The organism is Stenotrophomonas sp. FBCC-B152, from assembly GCF_059134105.1.
This window is the reverse complement of sequence record NZ_CP101442.1, coordinates 800,947-814,038: the sequence shown is the minus strand read 5'-3', so window position 1 is coordinate 814,038 and position 13,092 is coordinate 800,947. Positions and strand designations below refer to the sequence as shown.

General features: G+C 61.9%; 18 protein-coding genes. 12 read left to right on the top strand and 6 right to left on the bottom strand.

The window, feature by feature from the left end; all coding sequences use genetic code 11:
- Window positions 1-33 precede the first annotated feature (33 nt).
- Window positions 34-387, bottom strand: coding sequence for a response regulator (locus NMB40_RS04000; RefSeq protein WP_210131546.1), 354 nt, complete (start codon window positions 385-387; stop codon window positions 34-36).
- A gap of 176 nt (window positions 388-563) precedes the next feature.
- On the opposite strand from NMB40_RS04000, the gene NMB40_RS03995 reads away from it, so the two are divergent.
- Complete coding sequence (locus NMB40_RS03995; RefSeq protein WP_494360221.1) at window positions 564-1,712, top strand: two-component system sensor histidine kinase NtrB; 1,149 nt, start codon at window positions 564-566, stop codon at window positions 1,710-1,712.
- A gap of 1 nt (window position 1,713) precedes the next feature.
- On the top strand, window positions 1,714-2,070 hold the full coding sequence (locus NMB40_RS03990) for a response regulator (protein ID WP_394161524.1): 357 nt from the start codon (window positions 1,714-1,716) through the stop codon (window positions 2,068-2,070).
- A 32-nt stretch (window positions 2,071-2,102) separates the two neighbouring features.
- Here the strand turns inward: NMB40_RS03990 and NMB40_RS03985 are convergent, their stop codons facing one another.
- The 3 genes from NMB40_RS03985 to NMB40_RS03975 form a co-directional block, all read right to left on the bottom strand.
- Complete coding sequence (locus NMB40_RS03985) at window positions 2,103-2,363, bottom strand: PQ-loop repeat-containing protein (protein ID WP_210132181.1); 261 nt, start codon at window positions 2,361-2,363, stop codon at window positions 2,103-2,105.
- 5 nt (window positions 2,364-2,368) lie between these two features.
- Complete coding sequence (locus tag NMB40_RS03980) at window positions 2,369-3,070, bottom strand: glycosyltransferase family 2 protein (RefSeq protein WP_394161526.1); 702 nt, start codon at window positions 3,068-3,070, stop codon at window positions 2,369-2,371.
- 119 nt (window positions 3,071-3,189) lie between these two features.
- A complete protein-coding gene (locus tag NMB40_RS03975; protein WP_210131552.1) occupies window positions 3,190-4,353 on the bottom strand; it encodes a zinc-dependent alcohol dehydrogenase in 1,164 nt (387 codons plus the stop codon).
- Between the two features lie 158 nt (window positions 4,354-4,511).
- On the opposite strand from NMB40_RS03975, the gene NMB40_RS03970 reads away from it, so the two are divergent.
- The 10 genes from NMB40_RS03970 to NMB40_RS03925 all read left to right on the top strand — a co-directional run bounded on the left by NMB40_RS03970 (window position 4,512) and on the right by NMB40_RS03925 (window position 12,176).
- Window positions 4,512-4,676 (top strand): hypothetical protein, encoded by a 165-nt coding sequence (locus tag NMB40_RS03970; protein ID WP_217539389.1) that lies wholly within the window; start codon window positions 4,512-4,514, stop codon window positions 4,674-4,676.
- 41 nt (window positions 4,677-4,717) lie between these two features.
- A complete protein-coding gene (locus NMB40_RS03965) occupies window positions 4,718-5,197 on the top strand; it encodes a DUF4126 family protein (RefSeq protein ID WP_394161528.1) in 480 nt (159 codons plus the stop codon).
- The gene (locus NMB40_RS03960; protein WP_494360220.1) at window positions 5,197-5,337 is read left to right on the top strand and encodes a sensory rhodopsin transducer; all 141 of its coding nucleotides are present in this window, start codon (window positions 5,197-5,199) and stop codon (window positions 5,335-5,337) included. Before NMB40_RS03965 ends, NMB40_RS03960 begins: the two co-directional genes overlap by 1 nt.
- Window positions 5,338-5,356: 19 nt before the next feature.
- The gene (locus tag NMB40_RS03955; protein WP_494360219.1) at window positions 5,357-5,584 is read left to right on the top strand and encodes a sensory rhodopsin transducer; all 228 of its coding nucleotides are present in this window, start codon (window positions 5,357-5,359) and stop codon (window positions 5,582-5,584) included.
- A gap of 108 nt (window positions 5,585-5,692) precedes the next feature.
- On the top strand, window positions 5,693-6,559 hold the full coding sequence (locus NMB40_RS03950; RefSeq protein ID WP_217539291.1) for an SDR family oxidoreductase: 867 nt from the start codon (window positions 5,693-5,695) through the stop codon (window positions 6,557-6,559).
- 33 nt (window positions 6,560-6,592) lie between these two features.
- Window positions 6,593-7,492, top strand: a complete 900-nt coding sequence (locus tag NMB40_RS03945) for an SDR family oxidoreductase (RefSeq protein WP_394161530.1) — start codon at window positions 6,593-6,595, stop codon at window positions 7,490-7,492.
- Between the two features lie 17 nt (window positions 7,493-7,509).
- Window positions 7,510-9,312, top strand: a complete 1,803-nt coding sequence (locus NMB40_RS03940; protein ID WP_394161832.1) for a glycoside hydrolase family 15 protein — start codon at window positions 7,510-7,512, stop codon at window positions 9,310-9,312.
- Between the two features lie 364 nt (window positions 9,313-9,676).
- A complete protein-coding gene (locus NMB40_RS03935; RefSeq protein WP_394161532.1) occupies window positions 9,677-10,033 on the top strand; it encodes an HNH endonuclease in 357 nt (118 codons plus the stop codon).
- Window positions 10,034-10,060: 27 nt separating this feature from the next.
- Window positions 10,061-11,038 carry a hypothetical protein gene (locus tag NMB40_RS03930; protein ID WP_421568875.1) on the top strand — a complete coding sequence of 326 codons (978 nt, stop codon included), beginning with the start codon at window positions 10,061-10,063 and terminating at the stop codon, window positions 11,036-11,038.
- Between the two features lie 181 nt (window positions 11,039-11,219).
- Window positions 11,220-12,176, top strand: a complete 957-nt coding sequence (locus NMB40_RS03925; protein WP_394161535.1) for a hypothetical protein — start codon at window positions 11,220-11,222, stop codon at window positions 12,174-12,176.
- Window positions 12,177-12,249: 73 nt separating this feature from the next.
- Here NMB40_RS03925 and NMB40_RS03920 read toward each other — a convergent pair whose 3' ends face one another.
- Entirely contained in the window at window positions 12,250-12,723 is a 474-nt protein-coding gene (locus NMB40_RS03920) for a hypothetical protein (RefSeq protein WP_489988555.1), read from the bottom strand.
- On the bottom strand, window positions 12,720-13,088 hold the full coding sequence (locus NMB40_RS03915; RefSeq protein WP_394161539.1) for a hypothetical protein: 369 nt from the start codon (window positions 13,086-13,088) through the stop codon (window positions 12,720-12,722). Before NMB40_RS03915 ends, NMB40_RS03920 begins: the two co-directional genes overlap by 4 nt.
- Between the last annotated feature and the right edge of the window lie 4 nt (window positions 13,089-13,092).

Genomic DNA, 13,092 nt, shown 5'->3' with positions numbered 1-13,092 from the left:
TGACGGCCGGGCGAATCCGACCCTCAACGCCGGTCAGACAGACGCCGCCGGGTGGAGCTCAGAGATGGCGCGCCGAATGTCCTTGAGTCGGAATGGCTTCTCCATGACCGGGGTTCGTTGGAAACGCTCGGGAAGGGTCCTAGCCCCAAAGCCCGTGGTGAACACAAACGGGATCCCGCGCTCCATCAGCACATCTGCGACGGGGAAGGACTCTTGGCCGTGCAGGTTGACATCCAACATCGCCACGTCAAAGGCTTCGCTTTGCGCTCGCTCCAACGCTTCAGGCAGATACTCCGCCTTCTCCCCCACCGCATAGCCCAAGCTCTTGAGCGACTCTTCCAGCACATACATCAAGCTGGGTTCGTCCTCGACCAGGAACACACTCACCGATTCAGTCCCATCTGGCATGCCCTCACCCTCCCACGCCCGTCGTTTATCCATGCAAGGACAGTGTGAACGACTACCCGCAGGGTTGTGTAAAGGTCAAGTCAAACTGCGCACCGAGACACCTTTTTACGGTTTCTTTACAAGCCATCCTTTAGGGTCACGCGATCCCGGGGAGGATGGACGTGACAGAGTTGCAGCACCCCAAAGATGTCTTGAATGACGAATCCAGGCAGTTCGCTCTCTTAGTCAACTCCGTCACTGACTATGCGATTTATATGCTGGACGAGCATGGCGTGATCCGAACTTGGAACCCTGGTGGTCAGCGGATCAAGGGCTACACGGCCGAAGATGTCGTTGGAACCAATTTTTCTCGCTTCTACTTGCCGGAGGATGCGGCTGCCGGCGTGCCGCAACGCAACCTGCGAACGGCCGCTACCGAAGGCCGTTGTATTGAGGACGGATGGCGGGTTCGGCAAGACGGCTCGCGGTTCTTGGCGAGCGTCGTGATTGATCCCAGCTGGGTTGGTGGCGTGTTGGTTGGATACGCCAAAGTGACCCGAGACATCACCGAGCGCCACGACGCTCAAGAACGGTTGCAGCAGGTTCAACACAGCCTTCTACAGGCGCAGAAGATGGAAGCGATTGGCAAGTTGACTCTCGGTCTTGCCCATGACTTCAACAACCTTCTGACGATCATCGTCAACTGCCTCGACCTCATCAGCGTCCGCGTGAAGGACGGGCCCGCTGCCAAGCTGATCGAGACGGCCCTTCGCGCGGCCGAACGGGGCGCCCTCCTTTCCAGACAACTGCTGACGTTTGGCCGAGGACAGAAGCTGTCCCCCGAATCGTTGGATGTCACCGCCGCCCTGCGCGAGTCGAAAGAGCTCCTGCAACGGTCTGCGGGTGACACAGTCAACGTGGTTTTCAATCTCGATGACGATCTTCCGCTGGTGTTCGTCGACAGGGCTCAGCTGGAAGCGGCAGTGCTCAACTTGGTGTGCAACAGCCGCGACGCCATGCCCAGCGGCGGCACCATCACCATCACAGCGCGCGCGCAGGATACCCAAGACCCTGCATCGACAAACCATGCGCCCGAGCCCCACGTCTGCCTGACGGTCGAGGACGATGGCGAGGGCATCCCACCTGACAAGCAGGCACGGGTTTTCGAGCCCTTCTTTACGACCAAACCGGTAGGACGGGGCAGCGGTCTTGGTCTGAGTCAGGTCTTTGGTTTTACTACGCAATCCGGGGGATTTCCCCAACTAAGCAGCGTTCCGGGCGAAGGCACCCGCATCACGCTCTGCTTTCCAATCTATGAGCCTTGAAATGCCCATCAACGTTTTGTTTGTTGAAGACGAAGAAGATCTGCGCACCGTGGTGGTTGAAGCGTTGGCCGATCAAGGATTCGTGGTCACCCCTGCATCAGATGGCGTGGAAGCGATCGCTCATCTTAGGGGTGACACACGATATGCCGTGGTTGTCACCGACGTGAGCATGCCAGGCGGCATATCCGGCTTCGAGGTCGCTGCGGAGGTCGCTCAGACACAGCCCCACGCGCGCGTGATGGTTGTTTCAGGCCTGCAACGCTCCCAACTCGCGCCCATTCCTGCGGCCGTGCGCTTTTTGCCAAAACCTTACCGCTTCAAGCAGCTGATCACCGCTATCCACGAACAGCTCTCGTAGCCATCGTCAGGCGCCCATCAAATTTCCGCCGATCACCGTCGGTGTCGCCGACGGAGAGCAAGGATTTGGCCGACCACAGCGGTAACGAGGATCAGGCTATTGGTGACCACAAAGACCGTCGATCCCATCAGGGCGCTGTAAGCGATGAACAACACCGATGCGGTCATTTGCCCGACGAAGAGCCATGTGGACACCGCTTCCACCGACCCTGCCCGGTGTTGCTTGTAGATCTGTCGAGACAACGTGGCAATGAGCACGGCCGTGGCGGCCCATCCGAGTAGGTCTGCCGGCATCGCGGTCATCGCACAAGTGCCTGCGCTGGTGGCAGCGCAGCAGGGGTTCCCAAAACCTCGCGCTCCAAGGCCTGTAAAAAACTACTGAAACCCTGTGGTGCCCTTGATGAGCGTCGGGCGCTGGTGAATACCACCGGCCGCGCACGCCAAGCGATGCTTGCTCGCGAACACTCAAGGGCCCGCACCAGTGCTACATCCTCACCCGTTGCCAACGGCGGGAAGCCGCCGACTTTCTCATAAGCTGCGGCACTGAGGCCCAAGTTGGCGCCGTGGATATGACGGTGCCCATCGCACGACAGCTCGCGGCCGGCAAAGGCTTCACGCACAGCGGGGGGATAGTCGCGCCATTCGGCCACGTCCACCACCCCGCAGAACGCGTCAGCGCCGCATGCTACCTGCTTCCACAGCCAGTCCGCAGGCACGACCGTGTCGGCGTCGGTGCTGGCAATCCAACGTGCGCCCAAATCAAGCGCATAACGGGCCGCCGCCGCACGCGCGACACCTACGCAGCGCGCATCGAGCGCGACTGCCGCTGCACCGTGGAGAGCGCACACGCCGCCTGTGCCGTCGGTGCAGGCATCCAGCGCGACCACGGTTACTACCGGCTCGCCCTCCAAACCTGGATGCACTGCAGCTTCGTTGACCGCCTCAAGGCAGCGACCAATGTCATCGGCTTCGTTGTGCGCCGGCACGATAACCGCGATCACCACATGCCCTCAGGGTGGGCCGCTCTGCTCGGTTTGGGGCTCAAGCCAATCAGTGGCAGATCGACGTCTGGGCCGGTCAGAGCGTGCGCAGGGCCGCGGCAAAGATGACGGTTCATTTGTCAGGGGATAAGGATCACCTTGCGGCAGTCCTCCTCCTTACGGTCGAAGAGTTCGTAGCCGCGGACGGCTTCTTCCAGGGGAAGGCGGTGAGTAATAATCACGCCCGGGTTGAGCGCGCCTTCCCCGATGTAGTCGAGCAACTCGGGCATCAGGCCCTGCACGTGGGTCTGGCCCATCTTGAAGGTCAGGCCCTTGTCGAACGCATCGCCAAGCAGGAAGCCATGCAGGTAACCGGCGTAGACGCCAGGAATGCTCACCGTGCCGCAGCGGCGGGTGGCCGCGATGCACTGGCGGATCGCCACCCCGCTGCTGCCTTCCACCTTCAGCGTGGTCAGTGCTGATTCGAGTGCGCTTCCTTCGGCTTCGAAGCCGACTGCTTCGATGGAGGCATCAACGCCGCGCCCGTTGGTCTGCGTGATGATGTATTCAGCCGGGTCTTCGATCTGACTGAAATCCACTGGGGTTACGCCATAAGTCTGCGCGGCGAAGGCCAGCCGGTAGGCCAGGTGATCGACCATAAAGATGGTCTCGGCCCCCAGCAAACGGCAGCACGCGGCAGCCATCAGTCCGACCGGGCCGGCGCCGAAAATGGCCACAGTAGACCCCGGTTTGACGCCCGCATTGATCGCGGCCTGGTAGCCCGTAGGCAAGATGTCCGACAGGAACAGCACCTGCTCGTCGGGCAGCGCATCCGGCACGCGCAGCGGGCCCACGTTTGCCTTCGGAACCCTTACGTATTCAGCTTGGCCGCCGGACACCCCGCCGTATAGATGGCTATAGCCGAACAGAGCGGCGGGCGGGCGGATGCCCTTCTGGTTCACCGCCGCGCCCTTCCCGGTATTGGTGGTCTCACAGGCCGCGTGTTCAGCCAACTTGCAGTGGAAACATTCGCCGCAAGCGATGACGAAGGGCACCACCACGCGGTCGCCAGGCCTCAAGTCGGTCACGCCGCTTCCTACCTCCTCCACGACCCCCATGAACTCATGGCCCAGAACGTCACCGGTGTGAAGATCGGGAATCTTTCCACGGTATAGGTGAAGGTCCGAGCCGCAAATGGCTGTCGCGGTGACGCGCAGGATCAGGTCATCGGGCGCCGCCAAGGTGGGATCCGGGACGGTGTCCACCCGGACGTCTTTGCTGCCGTGGTAGGTCAACGCGCGCATTGGCGGCTCCTCTTAACGTGATCGGTGCGCCTAGAGATACCGGTCGCTGCGTCCCCGGTCGGTGACCGGCGTGTAGTGAAAATGTGGATTCCACCAAGACACCGTGCTCATGGTTACAGGCCCAGCATGCCCATGACCCTCAGACCCTGGAGCGACCCGTGAACAAGCTACCTCTCAACCCCGCTGCCGACGTGGCTGACCAAGACAAGGCACACACGCCCGACAAGCTTCGGAACGATGACGCCAGCTGGAAGGACAAGGATATGCCGGAGGCGGAGCACACCGCTAAGCCCGAAGACTACGAGCGGCCGGCGAAGCCATGAGGGGCGCAAGCCGCCGCCCTTTTCCAATTTAGGAGAGCCAGATGGCCTTAATCCATTCGATTTTGATGGGAGCAGTAGCCGGCATGCGCGCGATCACGCCCTTGGCTGCGGTGACGAACGCCGCACGGAGTGGCAACCTTCCTTCCGATAACGGTGCGCCACGCATTTTGTCCAACAACTTCGCCTCGGCAGGCATGCTTGCATTGGCAGGAGGTGAGCTTATTGGCGACAAGATGAAGACGGCCCCCGACCGGATCGTCCCCGCGGGCATGGTGGCGCGCATTGCCACAGGGATGATTGCCGGTGCGGCCATGGCTCCCTATCGGCAGCGAAAGCTAGGCGCGCTGCTAGGCGCCGGCGCAGCGGTGGGAATGGCGTATGTGACCTTCGATCTGCGCATGCGCGCGATTGCCCGCTATGGCCAGACCAGCACCGGGGCCGTGGAAGATGCCATCGCCGTGGGAAGTGCGGCACTGATCACTCAGGCTGCAAGGGGACCCAAGCGGAGAGGACGTCGCTGATGAAACAAGATGAGCAGACATCGATCGGTCGGCGGTGCTGGGCAATCGCAGAAGGCTACATTCCTGCCTGGAGCAACGGTCCGGAGCCAGAGCTGCAAAGCCACGAAAACCTGCTGCGTCCTCAACACGGGCCCGGTTGATGCTCAGGTCACGCTGACATTGTATTTCGAGGATCGCGAACCGCAGGGACCTTACCGCTTCACCGTGCCAGCCCGGCGGACGTGTCACAAGCGCTTCAATGATCTTGAGAGTCCCGCCAAGGTGCCGCTCGGCGTGGGGTTCTCGTGCGTGATCGAATCAGATGTCCCAGTAGTGGTGCAGCACACGCGGCTTGATTCACGCCAGGCTGAGAACAGCATCATGACCACCATTGCCTACCCGCTTTAACCAGTCCGTTGGTGAGGCACCTGCACATCGCATCTACACCGCTGGGCCGCGACGTTTACCAGCCCCAACGCACACTGGCTTTCCTCCAACGCCATAGAGGCTCAGCCGATGCCCGTGCCCAACTATCCCAAACCGCCGTTCAAGGCCCAGCAGCAGTCGTTTCCCGGTAAGACCGACAAGCTCGACCCTCGGCCAGATCATGGGGAAAAAAGCTACGTCGGCCACGGCCTGTTGAAGGGCAAGAAGGCCCTGATCACCGGCGGGGACAGCGGCATTGGTGCCGCAGTGGCCATCGCCTACGCCCGCGAGGGTGCCGACGTGGCGATTGCGTTCCTTGAGGGCGAGGAGAAGGATGCCGCCAGCATTGGCGCCCTGATCGAAGCGGCAGGTCAGAAGGCCGTCCTCTGCCCCTGCGACATCAGCGATGACGCCCAAGCCGAGGCGCTCATCAAGCAGGTCACGACCGACCTTGGCGGCTTGGACATCTTGGTCAACAACGCTGCGTATCAGCGCTATTACGAGTCGTTCGACGACATCACTCTGGAGGACTGGCGCAAGACGTTCGAGACGAACGTGCATGCGGTATTTAACCTCACCCGCCTGTGCGTCCCACACCTGGAGGACGGCGGTTCGGTCATCAACACTGCCTCGGTCAACTCCAAAAAGCCCACCCCCAACATCCTGCCCTACTCGGCCACGAAGGGCGCGCTCGCCAACCTGACCATCGGCCTGGCCGGTCTTCTTGCCGAGAAAGGGATTCGTGTCAATGCGGTGTTGCCCGGCCCTATCTGGACACCCTTCATTCCCGCCGGCATGGCCGCGGAAGAAGTTGAGCAGTTTGGCAGCCAGACGCCGTTCGGTCGACCAGGTCAGCCAGCCGAGCTCGCTTCGGCTTACGTGATGCTCGCGGCAGATAGCGCCAGTTACACCTCCGGCGCACTGCTCACCATCTCCGGCGGCGCTGTCACCCTATAACGCCTTTGGCTCCCTCCTCCCCCAAGGACTCCAATGACTTCTCGCAACCAATACGACATGCAGAACCCGCTGACCCAGTTCCCGCAGCCCACCTACCCGGCGCAGGTTCAGACTCCGCCGGGCACCGTTCATAAGCTGACGCCTGCCGCCGAGCATGGGGAGAAGAGCTACGTGGGCCTGGGCCGCATGAAGAGCCGAAAGGCGCTTGTGACCGGCGCGGATTCCGGCATTGGACGTGCGGTAGCAATAGCGTTTGCTCGGGAAGGCGCAGATGTGGCACTGAACTACCTGCCCGAAGAGGAAGAAGATGCGGCCGAAGTGGTGGCGTTGATTGAAGCCGAAGGCCGCAAGGCGATCGCCATCCCTGGAGACCTTCAGGATGAGCAGTTCTGCAGTGACCTGGTGGAGAAGGCAGTCAAAGGTCTCGGCGGACTGGACGTGCTGGCCAACATCGCCGGTAAGCAGTTGGCCGTGGAAAAGATCGAGGATCTGACCACCGAACAGTTCGACGCCACTTTCCGCACCAACATCCATGCGTTGTTCTGGGTGTGCAAGGCCGCTCTGCCGCACCTGCCTGCCGGCGCCACCATCATTAACACAGCATCCATCCAAGCCTACCAGCCCTCTCCCAACCTGCTGGACTACGCCCCCACCAAGGCCGCTATCGTCAACTTCACCAAAGCCTTGGCGCAGCAGGTGGCCGAGCGCGGTATTCGCGTTAACGCCGTGGCTCCGGGCCCGGTCTGGACCCCGCTGCAGCCGGCCGGCGGACAGCCGCCGGAGGCCATCCCTGAGTTCGGCTCGAAGACCCCGCTCAAGCGGGCAGGCCAGCCGGTGGAAATGGCCCCAGCCTATGTGCTGCTGGCGACACAGGAATCGAGCTACATCACCGGTGAGGTCATCGGCGCCACCGGCGGCATGCTGCTGCCGTGACCGCTGGGGCCGAAGATATCGACAACCTGCCTGTGGAGCGCGACGCGGACGGGTATGCCCCCATCCACTCTTACGCCGCCGTTGGCGATGGGCGGTCCAGCGCGCTCATCGCCCCAGATGGCAGCATTGACTGGTGGTGCGCCCCCTGCATGGACGCTCCACCCTTGCTCGACCGCCTGCTGGATGCCCCGGCTGGCGGTCGCTTTGTCTTGCAAGCCCGGGACGTTCAGCAGGTCCAGCGGCGCTATCGCGACCAAAGCAACGTGTTGGAAACCCTCGTCCACACCGCAACCGGCTTGGCCCGGCTGACCGAGTCGCTCAACAGCGGCCCGGCCGGACGGTTACCCTGGTCGGAGCTGGCCCGTCGACTGGAAGGCCTCGATGGAGAGATCACCTTTGACCTGCTTTACCAGCCTGGCACACGTGCCGGAACCTGCACGCCATGGATGAGCGACACTCCCAATGGGTGTGTTCATCACGCCGGCCCCGTAATGACAATGCTGCGCTATTCCGAACAGGTCAAGATCGATCACTGCGACGACCGCCAAGTGCGCGGCAGCCTTACCCTCCGTGCCGGCGAACGGGAAATCGTGGCACTGCTGGTCTCCCAGGACGAAGTGCTCCCCGTCCCGCCCCTGGAGGACATCGATACCCGTATTGATCGTTCCGACCGAGAGTGGCGTCAGTGGGTGGATGATCTGCACTGCCATGCAAGCCGCCACGCCGAGGTCATCCGCTCAGCGCTGGCTTTGAAGTTCCTGTGGTTCGCTCCGACCGGCGCCATTGCCGCAGCGGTAAGCGCCTCGCTGCCCGAACGCATCGGCGGGGACAAGAACTGGGACTACCGGTATGCCTGGGTGCGCGACGCGGCCTACGTGATCAAGACCTTCCTTCGCGTGGGCGCCCTGCCGGACGCCAAGGCCGGTTTCAGCTGGCTGATGACCACCATTGGCCGCCATCGCCCGGGCCTTGCTCCTTGCTACACGCTGCGCGGCGACCGCGTGGAGGATGAGCGCTACATTGATGTGCCCGGCTACCGTAGCAGCCAACCGGTGCGCATCGGCAACACCGCTACTGACCAGCTGCAGACGTGCGCCTATGGCGACGTGTTGGAAATGGCCAGCCGGATGATCGAAGCAGGCCACATCCTCGACCCCACAACTGCCCGGCTCTTGTTCGAACTGGCAGACGAGTGCGCCGACAGCTGGATGCGGAAAGACCACGGCTTCTGGGAGCTGGAAGACCCGCAGCACTACACGATGTCGAAAGTGGAGTGCTGGATGGCCCTGCGCCGGGCTTGCGAACTGGCCGAGCAGGGACACATCACCACCGCACGTCTGCCACGCTGGCAGCGCGAGAAGGAGCGCGTCCTGGAATGGATCGACGAGCATTGCTGGGACGGGGGCCGACAGAGCTACGTGATGCACGCCGGCAGTGACCAGCTGGATGCCAGCATAATGTTGGCGTCGCGCTTCGGGCTTGCCGAGGTGCGCCGGGAGCGATTCGTCTCCACGCGGGAGGCGATCCGGCGCGAGCTGTCGGATGAGAGCGGGGACCTGCTTTGGCGCTACAGCGGCATGCAGGAGTGCGAAGGCACGTTCATCAGCTGCGCGTTTTGGATGGTGGAGGCTTACGGCCTGTTGGGCGAGGCTGGCGAGGCCACTCGGTTGTTCGAATCGTTGTTGGCCCGCGTCCAGAACGACTTGGGGCTGATGTCGGAGATGTGGGACCCGCAGGCGGAACAGGGGCTGGGCAACACGCCGCAGGGCCTGAGTCACTTGGCCTTGGTGCATGCCGCCTACGCCCTAGATGGCGATTAACGTGAACGCTCGGCGGGGATCAAAGTTGAGCGAGCCCTGTCGTGTGTAGGTTTGGCTGGGAAGGCGGCCGCGGCTGCTATTTCAACCGCCATGCCCTTCTACTGGGCGGTGCGGATCGAGGATCTTCGATCTGGCGCCCCTCATGCGGAACTCTCCTTTTATGGCGCTTGCTAGGCCGATGCGGCTTGCTAAAACTGGCAATTTCCGAAGCACGTTGGGGATTGCACGGGTCGGCGAAGGTCGGTTATAAAGCGGATGTCGGTCGCAGAAGCGCCGGTGTTGTGCCCGCATAGCCGATAGGCTCCGGGTGCCCGAGGTCCACCCAATGGGGGCGCGGGAATCTCTTTCGATTCCGGAGCCTTCCATGACGACCAAGCGCCTCAAATCCATCCGCACGTCCGCCTTTCACGCCCAGTCCGGCCGCTGCTATTACTGCGGCCTGCCGATGTGGCTGGCCTCTCCAAACGAGCTGGGGCTCAAGGGCAGCAACGGGCGCGGAGTCCAATGCACTGCCGAGCATCTAACGGCCCAACAGGACGGAGGGCAGCACGTGCCAGAGAACGTCGTGGCGGCGCATGCCCGGTGCAACCAGGGCCGCCACAAGCGCCTCGGCCAGGCACCATCTCCCGACGCGTTCAGGACGCTGGTGATGCGAAGGGTCGCACGAGGAAAGTGGTGGCCTCAGAACCTGCCGTTCTGGCAACATCGGCAGGTCCTTTAGGAATCACAATCAGGAAAGGAAGCACGGATGCTGATCAGGGGAAAAACGCCCGCCAGTTGTTTTGGACTCGCTGGTTGCGATGAGAACGCCGGAACCTATGCCTTGGGATGGTGCCTGAAGCAATCGCCAGCGCTTTGTGCAGAGCTGCTTTGCTCTATGGGCCTGGATCCGTGTGCGGAGATCGAGTTGTCGAGTCAAACCTTTTGCTCGGTTGACCGGGGATTCACGGATCTAGAGGTGCGGTCAGGCACCGCGTTTCACCTGATTTTCGAGGCGAAACGCTTTTGGCAGGTCGCTTCGAGGGAGCAACTGGAGAGGTATGCGGGACGTCTTACTGGCTCCAACGTCCAGCAGAGGCGCTTTGTTTCGATCAGCGCAGCTCGGAAGGATTGGGCCATTCGGCACCTTCCTCCCGACGTGGATGGCATCCCTGTTGAGCACCTCTCCTGGACAGATATTAGGGCGATGGCGAGAAGGGCGCACGCGGCGAGCAAAAGCCAAGTCGAGCGCCTATGGCTTCATCAACTCAACTTGCATCTTTCGGAGTATGGAATGACCTCAAACGCCTTTGATTCGCTCGCCTACGTGGTGTCCCTCAGTCGCGAACTGCTGCCCAACTCGCCTGATGCCACGTGGATCGATGTGGTGGTCAATCAAGGACGGTATTTCCATCCCGTCGGAGGAAATGGCTGGCCATTGATTCCTCCAGCCTATATCGGCTTCCGATACCTCTCAGAGTTCAAAAGTGTTCATTTCATTGAACGCGTTGACACGGTTGATAACCTTCAGGAGATCGATCCAACTTGGCCCGCGACGACCACGGCGCACTTTGTCTACACGCTGGGACCTGCAATGCGGCCAGCTACTCCGCTCCCACTTGGAAACATCTACTACACCGCCCGGCACTGGGTCGCTTTGGACCTTCTGATTAGTGGCAAGGCCGCCAGCTATGAAGAGGCAATCGCACTGACCAAAGAGCGCCAAGCGCTGCGGGGCGACGCCTGACGACCACCTGGGTGGATCGGAACTAAATTTGCCATGACCTAGGCGGTCGTCATGCATCTGCCAGCCTTCCAACCAAGTCCGCAACACCCATTTCCCAGTAGCTACAGTTCAACTACCGATCCGTCCACCGACGACCGTTCTAAGACCTCCGACCCATGTTCCACCAAGGATACTCTGCACCATGAGTAAGCCGCCGGCCTCCTTGAAGACAGCCTTTCTCGCCCGTGCTGGAAACCGGTGGGCGCAGGCCGAGCCTGCGCTCCGGCTGAACATCCTGAACGCGCTGTCGGACCTTTTTGACGAGTTTCATCAGCGCGGCCTTGCCGATCCCCACTGCGCTCAACGGCTTGCTAAAGGCTCAGACCTGGAGCACCTGCAGAGGGTTGCGGAAATGCTGCTGGCCAAGCACCTCTGGGATCACGGGTTCTCTTTGACCAGCGGCCGGGCTGGTCCAGACTTCCGTGCATCGAAAGACGGCTACTCCGTATGGGTCGAGCTCGTCACGCCGGAACCTAAGGGCATCGATCCGGCTTGGTTAGGCCCGTCTCATCAAGAGGGAGTGTGGACGTATCCGCACGAGGCCATCGCTCTTCGCTACACGAGCGCGCTGAAGGAAAAGCACGAGAAGCTCGTTGGAAGGGATGGGAACAAGCCTGGTTACTTGACCCAAGGCATCGTCCGTCAGGGAGAACCCTACGTCATCGCGATCAATCAGCATCTGCTCCATGGACGCTGTCCTTCACTTGGAGGCATCAGTCAGGTGCCCGTCGCGGGCGAAGTGGTCTACGCCATCGGGCCACAGCAGCTCCACCTAAGCGCCGCTACAGGAAAGGTTGTTCATGCCGACCACTCCCATCGGCCCCTCTTGCAAAAGGTCAAGCCTGCGGGCGGATGCGTGGGTGTGCCCGCAGACAGCTTCCTCAACCCTGCCTACGATCCGGTTTCGGCGGTATGGGCATTGGACCTGCAGGAAGCCGCCCTCCTTGCACCCTCGAAGGAGCGTCTTGCCCATGTCCACTTGGCCGCCACGATCCACAACGTCAGGGCCACCAACAGGGTCCCTTCGCACCTTCTTCCATCGCAGGAAGATTGGATTGGAGAGGTCACTGCGTCCTCTATAACACTTAAGCGCCTGTAGGGCCCAAGGGCAGCGGTGCTATTGCCCCGCCCCACCTTCGCTCCCCCACCCGAGCGCTAACCATCAGTGCCATTTACAGGCCCAGGCGCAAGGCAATCCAGTCCATCCACTCCGACTGCGAAGCCGAGGCGTTGGCCGTCAGTGGACCCCGCCCGGGAATGAGTTCCAAGGCATCTGCTTCGGCGCGGTGCTGGAAGAAGAACGGCCCGTTGACGCCCATCACGAAGTGGTCCCCCTGAAGGGCATCGCAATGGGGGCAGTGGTTGGCCCAGTAGGTAGCCTCTGCGGTTTCAGAGTGCCCGGGTTTGAGCCAAGTCGCCACTTCACGCACGTGATCAGTAACGTTGTCGTCCAGATCCTCTATGTGGCGCAAGGTCGCCGCCCCTCCAATCTCCGGCTCGTCCTCCGGGCCTTCGACATCAGACGTATCAGTAAATGACGGCACCCATATCGTCGCCACCCGGGTGCTCTCGCCACATTTCCAGCACGTGGTGTCGGCCTGCAGGAGGGCATAGCTTGGGGCAGCGAGGGTCAGAGTCAGTGTCACGCCCCCTCCCCCACGGCCGCGTCTCGCACTTCCCGAAGCCGCAGGGCCAGTTTGCTGCCAGACGCCATTCCTCCGCGGCTGCCGCGTGCCTCGCTGACCACGCCCAAGGCCATTACCACGGCTTGGAGGAGGTCCGACTTCGTCCGTCCCTGCTCGTTCCAATCGTCCGGTAGGGCCGTCAATGCGCCGACGGCCTCCTTCCCTGACAGGTATTGGACGCACGTCAAGGCGGACCAATGGAGTCCCAGCTGGGTGCGCAGGCGCGCTCCTGCCTCTTCCTGCAAGAGCGTTCCATTGGCGATATCCAGCAATGCCTGCGCCGCAACCACCGCCTTGGCGCCGGCATTGGCCAGGCCTTTGCGCATGGGG

Excerpts from the sequence above, each read along its gene's own strand:
- NMB40_RS03950 (WP_217539291.1), top strand. The coding sequence starts at position 5,693 with ATGCCCGTGCCCAACTATCCCAAACCGCCGTTCAAGGCCCAGCAGCAG.
- NMB40_RS03945 (WP_394161530.1), top strand. The coding sequence starts at position 6,593 with ATGACTTCTCGCAACCAATACGACATGCAGAACCCGCTGACCCAGTTC.
- NMB40_RS03915 (WP_394161539.1), bottom strand. The coding sequence starts at position 13,088 with ATGCGCAAAGGCCTGGCCAATGCCGGCGCCAAGGCGGTGGTTGCGGCG.
- NMB40_RS03990 (WP_394161524.1), top strand. The coding sequence starts at position 1,714 with ATGCCCATCAACGTTTTGTTTGTTGAAGACGAAGAAGATCTGCGCACC.
- NMB40_RS03975 (WP_210131552.1), bottom strand. The coding sequence starts at position 4,353 with ATGCGCGCGTTGACCTACCACGGCAGCAAAGACGTCCGGGTGGACACC.
- NMB40_RS03925 (WP_394161535.1), top strand. The coding sequence starts at position 11,220 with ATGAGTAAGCCGCCGGCCTCCTTGAAGACAGCCTTTCTCGCCCGTGCT.
- NMB40_RS03935 (WP_394161532.1), top strand. The coding sequence starts at position 9,677 with ATGACGACCAAGCGCCTCAAATCCATCCGCACGTCCGCCTTTCACGCC.
- NMB40_RS03930 (WP_421568875.1), top strand. The coding sequence starts at position 10,061 with ATGCTGATCAGGGGAAAAACGCCCGCCAGTTGTTTTGGACTCGCTGGT.
- NMB40_RS03960 (WP_494360220.1), top strand. The coding sequence starts at position 5,197 with ATGAAACAAGATGAGCAGACATCGATCGGTCGGCGGTGCTGGGCAATC.
- NMB40_RS03985 (WP_210132181.1), bottom strand. The coding sequence starts at position 2,363 with ATGCCGGCAGACCTACTCGGATGGGCCGCCACGGCCGTGCTCATTGCC.
- NMB40_RS03965 (WP_394161528.1), top strand. The coding sequence starts at position 4,718 with ATGGCCTTAATCCATTCGATTTTGATGGGAGCAGTAGCCGGCATGCGC.
- NMB40_RS03995 (WP_494360221.1), top strand. The coding sequence starts at position 564 with ATGGACGTGACAGAGTTGCAGCACCCCAAAGATGTCTTGAATGACGAA.